This window comes from Staphylococcus pseudintermedius, from assembly GCF_001792775.2.
Lineage (GTDB): Bacteria > Bacillota > Bacilli > Staphylococcales > Staphylococcaceae > Staphylococcus > Staphylococcus pseudintermedius.
On sequence record NZ_MLGE02000001.1, the window covers coordinates 228,808 to 243,651 of the forward strand.

General features: G+C 35.3%; 12 protein-coding genes. 10 read left to right on the forward strand and 2 right to left on the reverse strand.

Going from position 1 to position 14,844, the window contains the following annotated elements; translation table 11 throughout:
* Positions 1–183: 183 nt before the first annotated feature.
* The 7 genes from BJK46_RS01150 to BJK46_RS01180 all read left to right on the forward strand — a co-directional run bounded on the left by BJK46_RS01150 (position 184) and on the right by BJK46_RS01180 (position 9,259).
* Positions 184–369, forward strand: coding sequence for a hypothetical protein (locus tag BJK46_RS01150; RefSeq protein WP_014612690.1), 186 nt, complete (start codon positions 184–186; stop codon positions 367–369).
* Positions 370–838: 469 nt separating this feature from the next.
* Positions 839–1,954, forward strand: coding sequence for an alanine dehydrogenase (locus tag BJK46_RS01155; protein WP_014612691.1), 1,116 nt, complete (start codon positions 839–841; stop codon positions 1,952–1,954).
* A 36-nt stretch (positions 1,955–1,990) separates the two neighbouring features.
* Positions 1,991–3,031 (forward strand): bifunctional threonine ammonia-lyase/L-serine ammonia-lyase TdcB, encoded by a 1,041-nt coding sequence (gene tdcB, locus BJK46_RS01160; RefSeq protein WP_014612692.1) that lies wholly within the window; start codon positions 1,991–1,993, stop codon positions 3,029–3,031.
* A 32-nt stretch (positions 3,032–3,063) separates the two neighbouring features.
* Positions 3,064–4,386: an APC family permease gene (locus BJK46_RS01165; RefSeq protein WP_065520735.1), complete on the forward strand. Its 1,323-nt coding sequence runs from the start codon at positions 3,064–3,066 to the stop codon at positions 4,384–4,386.
* Between the two features lie 223 nt (positions 4,387–4,609).
* On the forward strand, positions 4,610–6,658 hold the full coding sequence (locus BJK46_RS01170) for a heavy metal translocating P-type ATPase (protein WP_169926732.1): 2,049 nt from the start codon (positions 4,610–4,612) through the stop codon (positions 6,656–6,658).
* A gap of 182 nt (positions 6,659–6,840) precedes the next feature.
* Positions 6,841–7,413 carry a helix-turn-helix domain-containing protein gene (locus tag BJK46_RS01175; protein ID WP_103263631.1) on the forward strand — a complete coding sequence of 191 codons (573 nt, stop codon included), beginning with the start codon at positions 6,841–6,843 and terminating at the stop codon, positions 7,411–7,413.
* A 928-nt stretch (positions 7,414–8,341) separates the two neighbouring features.
* Positions 8,342–9,259: a type II restriction endonuclease gene (locus BJK46_RS01180; protein ID WP_112424772.1), complete on the forward strand. Its 918-nt coding sequence runs from the start codon at positions 8,342–8,344 to the stop codon at positions 9,257–9,259.
* 265 nt (positions 9,260–9,524) lie between these two features.
* Here the strand turns inward: BJK46_RS01180 and BJK46_RS01185 are convergent, their stop codons facing one another.
* A complete protein-coding gene (locus BJK46_RS01185) occupies positions 9,525–9,740 on the reverse strand; it encodes a hypothetical protein (RefSeq protein ID WP_101485520.1) in 216 nt (71 codons plus the stop codon).
* A 503-nt stretch (positions 9,741–10,243) separates the two neighbouring features.
* Here BJK46_RS01185 and BJK46_RS01190 point away from each other — a divergent pair.
* Together BJK46_RS01190 and BJK46_RS01195 are read left to right on the forward strand one after the other, a co-directional pair.
* Positions 10,244–11,053, forward strand: coding sequence for a DNA adenine methylase (locus BJK46_RS01190; protein WP_070407324.1), 810 nt, complete (start codon positions 10,244–10,246; stop codon positions 11,051–11,053).
* Positions 11,054–11,065: 12 nt separating this feature from the next.
* On the forward strand, positions 11,066–11,845 hold the full coding sequence (locus BJK46_RS01195) for a DNA-methyltransferase (protein ID WP_233524841.1): 780 nt from the start codon (positions 11,066–11,068) through the stop codon (positions 11,843–11,845).
* A gap of 115 nt (positions 11,846–11,960) precedes the next feature.
* Here the strand turns inward: BJK46_RS01195 and BJK46_RS01200 are convergent, their stop codons facing one another.
* A complete protein-coding gene (locus BJK46_RS01200; RefSeq protein WP_041614897.1) occupies positions 11,961–12,665 on the reverse strand; it encodes a GntR family transcriptional regulator in 705 nt (234 codons plus the stop codon).
* Positions 12,666–12,989: 324 nt separating this feature from the next.
* On the opposite strand from BJK46_RS01200, the gene BJK46_RS01205 reads away from it, so the two are divergent.
* A complete protein-coding gene (locus BJK46_RS01205; protein WP_014612701.1) occupies positions 12,990–14,432 on the forward strand; it encodes a 6-phospho-beta-glucosidase in 1,443 nt (480 codons plus the stop codon).
* The last annotated feature ends 412 nt before the right edge of the window (positions 14,433–14,844 follow it).

The window sequence follows — 14,844 nt, forward strand, 5'->3', positions numbered from 1 at the left end:
AAGAAGTTAACAGTTGAAATTACTAACCTATTCGAGGAAGATTAACTTAATCACACATTAAATTAAAAAGATAGACGGCCTTCAAAGTAACATATCAAAAATGATGCTTTCTATTATTATTTTCACCACTATCCTGCAGGCTGCTTGGTGCTGCAGCAAGTTGTTTCTAAGGAGGTATGAAGAATGTTTGAAAAGCCTCAAATGGCCCATAATGAAATTTTTAATATTGTATTAATCGTTATAGGAATTCTTGCATTTGTGCTATTTTACTTTGTTTTTGATGCAGGGTATTTATTAAGTTTTATCATTGCATTTGTACCGATTATTGTAGGTATCATTAATTTGAAAGAAATAAGAAAGAAAAATTAAGCTCAGTCAAGCGATCTTTTAATAGGTCGCTTTTTATTTTGCGTTAGCACGATACATCCAAATCTTGTTTCTTAATCGACGACTACCCATGAATTTTTGAGTTAGTGTCAACGCCTGTAACGATGATGCTCTCTAGAGAATAAGACTCCCCTTAGACTGCCTCGTCTATATAGCAGTATATGTCTCAGGGTTGATCGTATGGTCGATGTATCTAGTTGTATACAATCCTCTCAATAACAACAAAACACCAAAAAAGTAACAATATTCGGATTGTTTTAACAATATTTTCATTTTGAATTTATTGCATTTTCGATTGACTTTGTTTCAGTTTGAAGCTAACATAATTAGTGAATTAATTCACAAACTCTATAGCTATAGACACTTCATAATGCTTTTTTAATTTTTAAATAAGATTGATTTGATATCAAAATTAAAAGCAATTTCAATCACCTAATGAGGAGTGTTTGTTATGAAAATTGGTATTGTTAAAGAATTAAAGCCGGGTGAAGGACGCGTAGGTTGTACACCTGAGAATGCTAAAATTCTTAAAGATCAAGGACATGAAGTCTACGTAGAACACAATGCAGGTATAGGCTCTGGATTTACGAATGAAGCCTATGAAAATGCAGGTGCGATACTTGTTTCACATGAAAAGTGTTGGGAAGCGGACTTAATTATTAAAGTGAAAGAGCCTCACGAAAGCGAATTCCAATATTTCAAAAAAGGCCAAGTGATTTGGGGCTTCCAACATTTGGCGTCATCTAAAAAGACGGTTGAGATGATGCAGCAAGCGGGTGTGACAGCGATTGGTGGCGAAACAATCGAACAAGACGGGAAAGCCATTTTATTAGAGCCGATGAGCGCAATTGCTGGGCGCCGTTCGATGTTAATGGGTGCGTATTACTTGGAGGCACAACATCAAGGTGAAGGGATTTTGATTTCTGGTATTGATGCGATTTCGGGGATTCCGTCTGGTAAAGTCGTCATTTTCGGTGGAGGTTCTGCGGGTGTTAATGCAGCGACGATTGCGTTAGGTTTACAAGCAGAAGTCGTCATCATCGAATTAAAAGATGAACGTATTGCTTGGCTAGAATCGCATTTTAAAAATGACAATGTGACTGTTGTGAAATCGAACGAAGCCAATTTAGCGCGAGAAATCCAAACAGCAGATGTGTTTATTTCAACAATTCTCATTCCAGGGTCTAAACCACCTAAATTGGTCACTAAAGATATGGTACGTAGCATGAAAAAAGGTTCAGTGCTTGTAGATATTGCGATTGATCAAGGTGGAACTGTTGAAGGTATTCGTCCAACAACGATTAGTGATCCGATTTACGTTGAAGACGGCGTCATCCATTATGCGGTGCCGAATCAACCCGGTGCTGTACCACGCACGTCTACAATGGTCTTGGCTGCGGGTAACATTGACTTTTTATCTGAAATTAGCAACAAAGGTATCGAACGCGCAATTCAAGACAATCCAGTCTTAGCCTCTGGTGTGAATATTTATCAAGGACACATTACAAATCAAGGTTTGGCACAATCCCATGATATGCCTTATGAAAAGTTAGCAGACTTAATCTAGTTCGTACAATATCAATTTGAAAAGAGGATGATCGTGATGGCAACAAATGCTGTAATGATACAAACTGAAAAATATTGTAATATCCATGACATTAAAGAAGCTAAAATGAAAATTCAAGATTATGTACGGGAAACACCGCTTATTAAATCAATGTTTTTAAGTAATAATATTACAGGTGGCAATGTTTATTTAAAACTTGAGAACATGCAATACACCGGATCTTTCAAATTTAGAGGTGCCCTTAATAAAATTTTACACTTAACAGATGAACAAAAAGCAAAAGGGATTATCACTGCTTCAGCGGGTAATCATGCGCAAGGTCTCGCATTGACTGGACAACTGCTCGGTATTGATGCAACAGTCGTCATGCCTGAAGAAGCACCGATTTCTAAACAAGAAGCGACACGTGGTTATGGTGCGGAGGTCATCCTTAAAGGAGAAACGTTTAATGACTCTCGTCTGTATATGGAACAACTGGCCGCGGAAACAGGTAAAACGATTGTACACCCTTATGATGATGTTGAGGTGATGGCCGGCCAAGGAACGATTGGCTTAGAAATATTAGATCAAATCTGGGACATTGATACAGTAGTAGTACCTGTTGGTGGTGGTGGTTTGATTGCTGGCTTAGCAACAGCTTTAAAATCATTTAATCCATCTATTCATATTATCGGTGTGCAATCTGAAAATGTTCACGGTATGGCAGAATCGATTAAAGAAGGCCAAATTACGTCACAATTTACAGCACATACCATTGCAGATGGCACGGAAGTCACCATTCCTGGTAATAAAACATATGCTGTTGTTGAAAAATTAGTCGATGAATTTGTATTAGTTTCAGAAGATGAAATTGCAAATGCCATGCGTCATTTAATGCAACGGACTAAAATCATTACTGAAGGTGCAGGCGCATTACCAACTGCTGCACTATTAAGTGGTAAAATCGACCCACGTTGGATTAAAGGAAAAAATATTGTCGCTTTAGTATCAGGGGGGAATGTTGACCTCACACGTGTTTCACATATTATTGATGATTTATTGAAACCCGCTGATACGAGTGAAGGTGTGGTCGGTTAGCCCATCTGAGAAATGAAATGGAGGCAACAGCAATGAGTACAAATACATCTCTAAAGAAAAACATCGGCTTTTTTGCATCGCTTTCACTTGTTATGGGATCGGTTATTGGCGCAGGTGTCTTCTTCAAAGCTTCAAGTGTAACGGAAGTGACCGGTTCAACGAGTATGGCACTTTTTGTTTGGCTGCTTGGCGGTATCATGACCATTTGTGCCGGTTTGACCGGTGCTGAACTTGCTGCAGCCATTCCTGAAACTGGCGGACTCACTAAGTATATCGAATACACTTATGGAGACTTTTGGGGATTTTTATCAGGCTGGGCACAAGCGTTTATTTACTTTCCAGCTAACATTGCAGCTTTAGCCATTATTTTTGGAACGCAAATCATTAATTTATTTCATTTATCGACAACATTGTTACTTCCCATTGCAATCCTGAGTGCCGTTTCGATATTACTGATTAACTTTTTAGGTTCTAAAGCAGGCGGAACTTTACAATCCATTACGCTTGTGATTAAGTTAATCCCTATTGCACTCATTGTCATTATCGGCTTCTTTCATTCGAGTGACGTATCATTTTCTCTCTTTCCCGTTGTGAATGGTACAAATTCGAGTTGGTTTGAAGCGATTGGTGCAGGTCTTCTTGCGACAATGTTTGCGTATGACGGTTGGATTCATGTCGGTAATATTGCCGGGGAAATGAAAAACCCTAAAAAAGACTTACCAGGCGCCATTACGCTCGGTATCGGTTTGGTCATGGTTGTTTACTTACTGATTAATGCGACGTTTTTAATGACACTGCCGATTCACCAAATTGAAGGTAACTTGAACGCCGCAAGCGAAGCATCTTCAATTTTATTTGGTGCAGGCGGTGGGAAATTAGTCACGATTGGTATTTTAATATCTGTATATGGTACCATGAACGGCTATACAATGACTGGTATGCGTATCCCTTATGCCATGGCAGAACGTAATCAACTGCCACTCAAGCGCTTATTTTTAGACTTATTGCCTTCACGGACACCATGGCTCGGTGGCATGATTCAAATTGTCATCGCAGTGATCATGATGCTATTAGGTGCTTTTGACACGATTACGAATATGTTGATATTTGTCATATGGACATTTTATTGTATGGCTTTCTTAGCGGTATTTCTTCTTAGAAAAAGGGAGCCAGAATTACACCGTCCATATAAAGTCCCGTTGTATCCCGTCATACCTATGATTGCATTACTAGCAGGCACGTTTGTCTTGCTGAATACATTATTGACACAGCCCCTCCTTGCAATCACGGGTATCGGGGTCACAATGTTAGGTATTCCGATTTATTATTATCAAAAGAAAACATTAAAAATTTAATGAAACACCTACTCATAAGATTTTGACACTGATTATCATTGATCCGAGACTTTCGTTGTTCATGACGAAAATGTCTCGGATTTTTCTTTAATATTGTGACGGTTCAATATTTTGTTGCTGAACAGTCACGTCATATAATCTCTACGTTTCATACCCCGTATAGGTATATGTTATGCTAAAGTTATATTGAATTATAGCGTGATAGACAGAGGAGGCGTTATCTTTGAAAAATAATCAAGAGCACCATCATCACCAACATATGCATGAAAGTCACCACCCTCATAGTCATCATATGCATCACGATGACCATGCACATCACCATCACGGGAATTTTAAAATGAAGTTTTTTGTGTCATTGATTTTTGCGATACCGATTATCATTTTTTCTCCAATGATGGGCGTACAATTGCCATTTCAATTCACATTTCCAGGTTCTGACTGGATGGTGTTAATCCTTGCGACCATTTTATTTATTTACGGCGGGCAACCGTTTTTGGTTGGCGCGAAAGGTGAAATCGCTTCGAAAAAACCGGGCATGATGACGCTCGTTACTTTAGGTATTTCAGTTGCTTACATTTACAGTCTATATGCTTTTTATTTGAATCATTTCAGTGATGCAACAGGTCATACGATGGATTTTTTCTGGGAACTTGCGACACTAATTTTAATTATGTTGTTGGGTCATTGGGTTGAAATGAACGCGGTTGGAAGTGCTGGCGATGCATTGAAGAAAATGGTAGCACTGTTACCGGATAAGGTGATTAAAGTTACGAATAATCAACGTGAGGAAGTTAAAATATCGGATATTGCGTTAAATGATATCGTTGAAGTGAAAGCGGGAGAAAGTATTCCGACAGATGGTATGATTGTTCGAGGTGAGACTGCGATAGACGAATCGTTAGTGACCGGGGAGTCTAAAAAAGTTCAGAAAAAGCCAAATGATCAAGTCATCGGTGGTTCTATCAATGGGTCTGGCACGATACAAGTGAAGGTGACTGCTGTAGGAGAAGCAAGTTACCTTTCGCAAGTGATGGATATTATAAAACAAGCTCAAAATGACAAGTCTCGAGCAGAGTTATTATCTGATAAAGTGGCGGGTTATCTGTTCTATTTTGCCATAAGTGTCGGCATGATTGCATTTATTATATGGATGTTGATAGACAATCATATTGATTTCGCATTAGAACGACTCGTTACGGTGCTAGTCATTGCTTGTCCACATGCGCTAGGGTTGGCCATACCTTTAGTCACTGCGCGTTCGACATCAATAGGAGCGCATCATGGTTTGATGATTAAAAATAGAGCAGCGATAGAAACGGCACAACATATTGATTATGTCATGATGGATAAGACAGGTACACTCACTGAAGGTCACTTCTCAGTCAATCATTATGAGAGCTTTAAAGCGGGTGTGAGTGATGAGGAAGTATTAAGTTTGTTTGCTTCATTAGAAAGTCAATCGAATCATCCATTAGCAACGAGTATTGTGGATTTCGCTAAAAATAAAAGTATCTCATATGTCCAACCTCAAGACGTTCGAAATATCCCGGGTGTCGGATTAGAAGGGACAATTAACGGTCAAGCTTATAAAATCACCAATGTTTCCTACCTTGAACAAAATGGGTTTGAATATGATAAAGCGTTGTTTAACAAATTAGCAAACCAAGGCAATTCCATCAGCTATTTAATCGATGAGCAACAAGCCGTTGGGATTATCGCACAAGGAGATCAAATTAAAGAAAGTTCAAAACAAATGGTGACAGAGTTATTAGTCAGAGGGATAACACCGGTCATACTTACGGGGGATAACCTAGCAGTGGCAGAAGCGGTAGCAGAAGCGTTAGGCATCCAACATGTCCACGCACAATTGATGCCAGCAGACAAAGAGAGGATGATAAAAGATTATCAAAAACAAGGTAAGAAAGTCATGATGGTAGGGGATGGTATCAATGATGCGCCGAGTCTGATTAGAGCTGATATCGGTGTCGCCATTGGAGCAGGAACAGATGTGGCAATAGATTCTGGTGATGTTATCCTTGTTAAGAGTGATCCGAGTGACATCATTCATTTCTTCACACTTTCAAAACGGACAATGAGAAAAATGGTTCAAAACTTATGGTGGGGTGCAGGGTATAATATCGTTGCAGTGCCATTAGCAGCTGGAATTTTAGCATCCATTGGCTTGATATTATCGCCGGCTGTTGGTGCGATTTTAATGTCGCTCAGTACTGTTATCGTTGCTATTAATGCTTTTACATTGAAGTTGGAATAGGGTGAACGTGTATGCCATCTACTTTAGATTGAGTAGATGGCATTTTTTAGGAAAAGTCACAAAACTTAAGAGTATAACCCGGGAAATATAACGATAAAAAAGTTTATAGTTACATTATAAAAAGATTTGATAGAATAGCATTTAATTACAGGTTATCGTCAGTGATGAAGGAGCTGTTGGATATGGATGTCGGCAATCAAATTAGGATTTATAGAAAAGAAAGGCAATTATCTCAGATGGCGTTAGCAGAGAAAATTGATGTATCGACCCAAACGATTTCTAACTGGGAGAATGAGAGAACCTATCCTGACTTGTATCATTTGATTGTTCTCAGTTCTTTATTCAACGTTTCTCTAGACCAACTTGTAAAAGGAGATGTAGTAGAAATGAAGAACATCATCGATCACTATAATATGGACAGATATGGTAAATTGATGCTTGTTTTTATGCTTATTGCGGTGATTTCAGTCGGACCAGTTTTGAAATTCAGCGACGGATGGTACGGTTTATTCATTCCATTTATATTTTGGGCGTTTTCAATGTATTATGCCATTAAGATTGAACGTTTGAAGAAAAAGTATGATGTCAAAACGTATAAAGAGATAGTGGATTACATAGAGTATGGCAAAAAAATATATAACGATACAAGAAGCAATAAGAAATTATTTATGGAACAAACGTTAATTGTTACTGCATTTGTTGCAGTGGCAGTCGTGTTGATGTTGGGCGGTATGTTTTTATGGGATTTGTTTTAAAAGAGAAGTGAGTTTAAATAGAAAAAATCTATTATAAAAATGAGTTAATGGAATTCGTGAATTGGAAATATTTTTGAGTTATAAATATTAAGAGGACTAGGAGTTAAATGATAGTCAAGCACATAAAAGTGACAAAGATAATAATTCAATCATTGTAGGTGGAGTAAATATAGCTGTAATTTACTATTAATAGACAGAAATAGAAGGACAAGTTAAGGCTAAGTTCTTATAATGTACTATAAATAATGTGTAAAAATATTAACTGTGTAAGTAGTAATAAATTGCTACTGCGCAGTTTTTTGCATCTTATGTTCAGTATGATTAAAAGGAGACACTTGGATCTATGTCAGGAATACGGGCACAGAAAAAGAGAATTCTACTGCACTTCGCTTGCTAGGTTAATTTGTTGTGAATTCCTCTCAAATTCAACGGGACTCACATCATTTAACGTTGAATGCACTGATTTGGACTTGTAAAAAGTAAGGATATATTCCACAATGCTAAACATCGCATCATTTCGAAGCACATAGAGCTGTGTACATCTTTACGACACGAAATGCTTGTCGGTGTTCATAGATAAATTTGTATATTACTTCGGACCTTTGGCAAAAGATGTGCATAGTCTTTTTTTAAGATTTTATTCTGTTCTTCTAAATCAGCTTCTTTTTACTTCTTGACGCCTGTTTACCGCTACAGACAAAACTGTTGACATATCACTATTCCACAAGAAGGCTTTAAGAAAGATATTCATAAATAATAACAGAAATGATAATATAATAATTAATAAAGTTAATATACAGAGAACAGCAAGATAAACTAAGCAGGGAAAATTCACCTATATGTCGAAGCTAAGTTACTAGTATTAGCAAAAGTGCATTTGTAAGCATTTTGTAAGTGATAGCTTATTTAATTTTAGGGGGAGAATACATTGAATTATCAAGAATACGTTGCTTTAAATGTAAATGAAAGATTAGATGTGTTTTTAAGTTCGTTAAGTTCTACAAACAAAACACCGGGTTACTTTGTCAATTGGGAAAAGGTAGAAAAAGGTGGAAAGCGTTTTGAGTTGGAGTTAAATACGCTAAATTATCTTTTAGGTAAGGAAAATATTGAAGAAGAAGCGAGAAATCTATTTCTTGCTCAACCTAACTTGCTCAAAACAATTCCTATATTGTTAGCAACTAGAGACGAAAAGTTAGATATTTTAATGTTAGACAATGATGATATGGATTTTTATAGTCTTGATTTTCAAAATATTGATATGCAAAATTTTGAAACATATTTAGATTTTATTAAGAATTCTGGTCTGATGAACTTTTTGCAGAATACAGCACAAAAAAATTTAGTAGATTTTGTTTATGGTGTAGAAGTGGGTTTGGACTCAAACGCTAGGAAGAATAGATCGGGCACGACTATGGAAAGCATTTTAGAGAAAAAGGTTTCTGAGACGTGTAAAGGATTAGGACTTAAATTTAAAGTCCAAGCAACTTCTCTTTGGATGAAGCAAAACTGGGATGTTGATGTACCTACAGACAAATCAGCGAGGAGATTTGATGTAGCTATCTTGAATCCAAGAAATAATGCAGTATATGTGATAGAAACCAATTTTTATAATGGTGGGGGCTCTAAGTTGAAATCTGTTGCAGGTGAATTTAAAAGTTTAAACCGATTCATCAATCAAAGCGAAAATAGTGTTACTTTTGCATGGGTCACAGATGGACAAGGGTGGCATACCGCTACCAAACCGTTATCAGAAGCGTTTGCTGAAATAGAAAATGTATTCAATTTAGACATGTTGAGAAATGATTATATTTATTCTATGCTCACTTCAAAGTGCGTGTTTTGAATATATAAATAAACATCAATTTGAATAGCCTAACATAGGAGGTAAATTAGAAAATTACCTAGATGTGTTAGGTTTGTTCTATTTCTATAAAAATACGAAACAAGTCGTTGTAATCATTATGATAAAATATAAGGATCGGATTAGTCTTATATGGCTATATCTGTTGTATGACTTTTGTGTCACATTTTTGAAGTTTAAATGATACGTAACAAAGTCTTTTTACTTCAATCCACTTATAACAAATGTTTAATGACGACTTTGTGTTTTAACCATTATACCCCACTTCTAGGTCGTCTATTACTTGAATAAGCTCTTCGTTAATAATTGAGGAAATCTCATCATTATCTAAATAATTTAAATAAGCGATATCTAGTTTTTCGTTATCTGTAATTTCGGTTATGTGCGCTAATACCCCTTTTATTACACTTTCATGTGAATGGCTATCCAAAAATTCTTTTACAAAATACCAAGTGTCTTTCATAAAACATTTCCCCTTAAGTATATTTAATAGAATTTTAATCTATAGAAGTGATGTGTGTTTAATCGTTTTTAATTGGTAATTAAATAAAGTTACAAAACTGAGAGTTATATTAGGAAGAAAGTTGGATACACTTACAAATGGGATACTAATTGTGTTCTAGTCAATATTAGATAATAAATTACTAGTTTGTAAAAACATTGATGTTGTATTAGCTGATTTTTAAGAGTAAGTTAAAAATGTAGATAAGCTTTGTCATAAGTGGAATGTGAAGTTAATAATATAGTAAACTTTTTATATTATTAATGTCAAATATATTCATACTGTCATTAAAAAGTTGGCAGAATGTAAAAAAGTTATAAATGACGCTGATTATTATTAAAGTTATTAAACGAAGAGAAAGAGAAATAACTATAGCTGCTATAACTAACGGTATTATTTTAAAAAAAATGTTACAATGACTCGTGAAAATGAAACGAGATTTATTATAGAAATGAGGAATTAATATGCTCCCTTTTGTAAAATGGGCTGGTGGTAAACGACAGTTTTTATCGAAAATTATTGAAAAGGCACCTTCAGAATTTAATCACTACTATGAACCATTCGTTGGCGGTGGAGCTGTTCTTTTTGGCTTGAATCATCAACCATCTACTATCAATGACATCAATAGTCACTTAATACATACATATAAAGTCATAAGAGATGAGCACGAGAAGCTAGTAGAAACAATAGATAAATTTGATAAGATACCACTAAATGATGAGAAATATAAAGAATTTCGAAGTCTATATAACGATCATATTTTAAATAATACTTACAATATTGAAACAGCAGCCTTGTTTATTTATATTAATAAGCATGCTTTTAATGGTTTATTTAGAGTGAATTCAAAAGGTCTTTATAATGTACCATGGAATAAAAAAGAGTTGGTTAAATCATATAATCAAGATAATATGATTGAGATTTCTCGTTTCCTTAAGAATGTAACGATTTTGAATACAGACTTTAGTGAAGCATTAAATGGCGTGAAGAAAGGTGATTTTGTATTTTTTGACAGTCCGTATGCGCCATTAAAGCCTACAAGTTTTACATCATACGATAAAGCTGGTTTCAAATTAGAGGATCATGTTAGACTTGCAGATTTGTTTAAACAGTTATCGTCAGAAGGTGTTTATTGTATGTTGACTAACCATAATACTGAACTTATAAGAGAATTATATTCAGATTTTGAAAAAGAAGAGATAAATGTGAGACGTAATATAAATTCTGATGCTTCTAATCGAGTTGGGAAAGAGCTCATTATAACTAACTATTAAGGTGATGGTAATTTGAATAATTTAAAATATGAAAAAGGGGATATATCGATTTTTCAAGGAGATATGGCAGATGTTCTAGACACATTCGATGAAGAAATGGTTGATATGATTTTTGCTGATCCTCCGTACTTTCTTTCTTCAGGAGGCATTACTTGTTCTGGAGGGAAGATGGTTTCAGTAGATAAAGGTGCATGGGATAAATCATTAAGTTTTGTAGAAAAGCATGAATACAATAAAGCGTGGTTATTAAAATGCAAAAGAATTATGAAACCCAACGCAACAATTTGGATATCTGGAACACTTCATAACATTTATTCAATAGGTGCGGCATTAGAAGAAACAGGGTTTAAAATTTTGAACAATATTACTTGGCAAAAAACCAACCCTCCCCCGAATTTAGGTTGCCGAAATTTTACACATTCAACAGAAACAATCATTTGGGCTAAAAAAGAGTCTAAAAAAAATAAACACTATTTTGATTATCAACTCATGAAATCATACAACGGTAATAAGCAAATGAAAGATGTGTGGTCAGGGCCATTAACCCCTAAAAGAGAGAAAAAATTCGGCAAACATCCTACACAAAAGCCACTATACCTTTTAGAACGTATTATCGAAGCCTCGACAAAGCAAGGGGACCTCATACTTGATCCGTTTTTAGGTAGTGGAACGACGGGTGTGGCAGCAAAAAAATTACAACGCAAGTTTATTGGAATAGAAGTAGATGAAGTGTTTATTGATATTGCTAAAAATAGAATAGAAAACACAGAAGAAGAACCCAAATTGCTATAAAATTTTAGGTTAAGTTGCTCGTAATAAAATATTAAAAAGATACAATAGTTTAATAACCAATTAAAAGCCGATAATATTCACGAGATGTGCATATTATCGGCTTTTTACGGCATTTCTATCTTTTACTCGGTATATAGAAATGGGCATTTTTGTAATGGAAAACAATATCTGATGCGTCGAATGGTATACCAGTAGTAGTGTGAAAAGTTTGGTGGTAACGTAAGCACGGGTCATTGGGTTCGAGTTTTAAGAGATGTGCTTCATTAGTGTTGAGTTGATCAGCATTAAAATAAATATCGGAAAACCCAACTTTAACTTGCATGTTTTGTTCTAAATAATCAAAGATAGATCCTTCTGTAATTTCAGTATTCAAATATTTGACGATTTCTTTATTGTAATAAGAATATTCAATACATAACACATTGCCATCGACATAGCGTAGTCTTTCTAAATAATAAACACTATCACTTTTTGATAAATTCAGTTCTTGCATGACTGTCTCAGGAATATCAGTGATTTCTTCTAATTTTAAAACCTTACTTGTTAGTTGGTGCTCATTTAAACTTTTTGAAAAACCATTTGTTTTGAAGACATTAATGTGATTGTCATTTCTCGCATTCCTTACATAAATGCCACTGCCTTGTGCTTGATAAATAATGCCGTCATGTTCAAGTAATTCTAATGCTTTAATAATCGTACTTTTACTGACTTCATATTTTTCTTTTAAAGTCGTGACACTCGGCAATTTATCTCCTGCTTTAAATTGATGGTTTGTGATGAATGTATGAATATCATGAGCGATTTTTTCGTATTTCAGCAACAATAAGCCCTCATTTCAATTTCTAGATAATTTATTATAACATGTGTCGTTTTTTATTTTGTATCGTTATGGACAAATTGAACCGGTACAATTATAATGGACGTTGAAGACTTTGAAGTTTTTTAAAGAAAATGAAAATGTCAAACTAGGGTAGCAGTTTTTAAAATTCAAAAAAGCAAATTGAATATAATGGCTATGAATGTGTAATCCCTATTGATGTGACGAATTCAACAGATTTTGAAGGCGTTCTTATTACAGAAGAGAAACAGATAACTAAAGAAAATCAATTTTGAACCATTAAAAAAATAAAGGAGGCAATGGATGATGTCTAAATTACCAGCAAGTTTTATGTGGGGCGGCGCTCTAGCTGCCAATCAATTTGAAGGCGGCTATGATCAAGGGGGGAAAGGGTTAAGTGTTATCGATGTGATGACAGGAGGCGCACATAGAAAAACGAGAGAAATAACAATGTCAGTGGAAGCGGATAAATATTACCCAAATCACGTAGGTATTGATTTTTATCATCGTTACAAAGAAGATATTGCCCTGTTTAAAGAAATGGGATTACAATGCCTTCGGACGTCAATCGCTTGGACACGTATTTTTCCGAACGGTGACGAGTTAGAACCTAATGAAGAGGGGCTCCAATTTTATGATAATATCTTTGATGAATTACTCAAGAATAATATCGAACCGATTATTACATTGTCACACTTTGAAATGCCATTACATTTAGCACGTGAATATGGCGGTTTTCGTAACCGTAAAGTAGTGGATTATTTTGCTCGTTTCGCACAAGTTGTATTTGAAAGATACAAAGATAAAGTCACGTACTGGATGACATTTAACGAAATTAATAATCAAATGGATACGGGTAATCCGATTTTTTTATGGACAAACTCGGGTGTAAGTTTAAATGACAATGACAATCCTGAAGAAGTATTGTATCAAGTTGCACATAATGAATTGATTGCAAGCGCAAAGGCGGTCAAAATCGGTAAAATGATTAATCAGAACTTCAAAATTGGTAGTATGATTTCTTATGTACCCATTTATCCATATTCTTGTCATCCGAAAGATATGATGAAGGCACAAATTAAGAATCGATTAAGGTATTTCTTTCCTGATGTACAAGTAAGAGGTTATTACCCGAGCTATGCTAAAAAAATGTTCGAACAAAAAGGGTATCATATTGGATGGCAGGATGGAGACGAGGAGATTTTACGAGAAGGTGTTGTCGATTACATTGGCTTTAGTTATTACATGTCTACAGTCGTAAAACATGATACACAGACTGGTGTTAGTAATAATATCATCAATAGTGGTCTTCCTAATTCAGTTGAAAATCCACACATTAAAATAAGTGAGTGGGGATGGGCTATCGATCCAGAAGGGCTACGTTATACGCTTAATGTTCTATATGAACGTTATCAAGTTCCTTTATTCATTGTAGAAAATGGTTTTGGTGCGATAGATAAGGTGGAAAACAACCAAATTCATGATGATTACCGTATTAATTATTTGAGAGAACATATAGAAGCAATGATTGATGCGGTTGATAAAGATGGCGTGGATTTAATTGGTTATACACCCTGGGGTATTATCGATATCGTTTCATTTACGACAGGAGAGATGAAAAAGCGTTACGGTCTGATTTATGTGGACAGGGACAATGAAGGGCGAGGGACATTAGAAAGGTTGAAGAAAGATTCGTTCTATTGGTACCAAAAAGTGATAGAAACAAATGGTAAAGATTTAGGTGAATAACTTAAAGAGTATGTGAAAAGGCATGCTTTGGTTGGATGTGACTGGTTTGAAAGGTACATTTTTTGATAATTAGATTCACTTTAATCGAGAGGCATTGCTTCATTTAAATTTAGTATTGCGAAGACAAAAACACATTTTTCATCTTTGGTAAAGGAAATTAACGAAAGAGAGTTGCTAAAATGTTAAACGGTTGGAAAAGATACTTATGTTATGTGGGGAGTACGGTACGCATGCAACATAAGGCGACGATGTATCGTTTCAATCTTTTGAACAAGGAGAAGTTAAAGGTTTTGAAATGGCTTCTAGGTGTGTATCATTATGAAGACAAGGTATCATCTCAATTTGTTAAGTGAGCATGCAAATTTTCGAATGGGCAATATTAATGTTGGATCAATTAAAGGAACGAGTATAA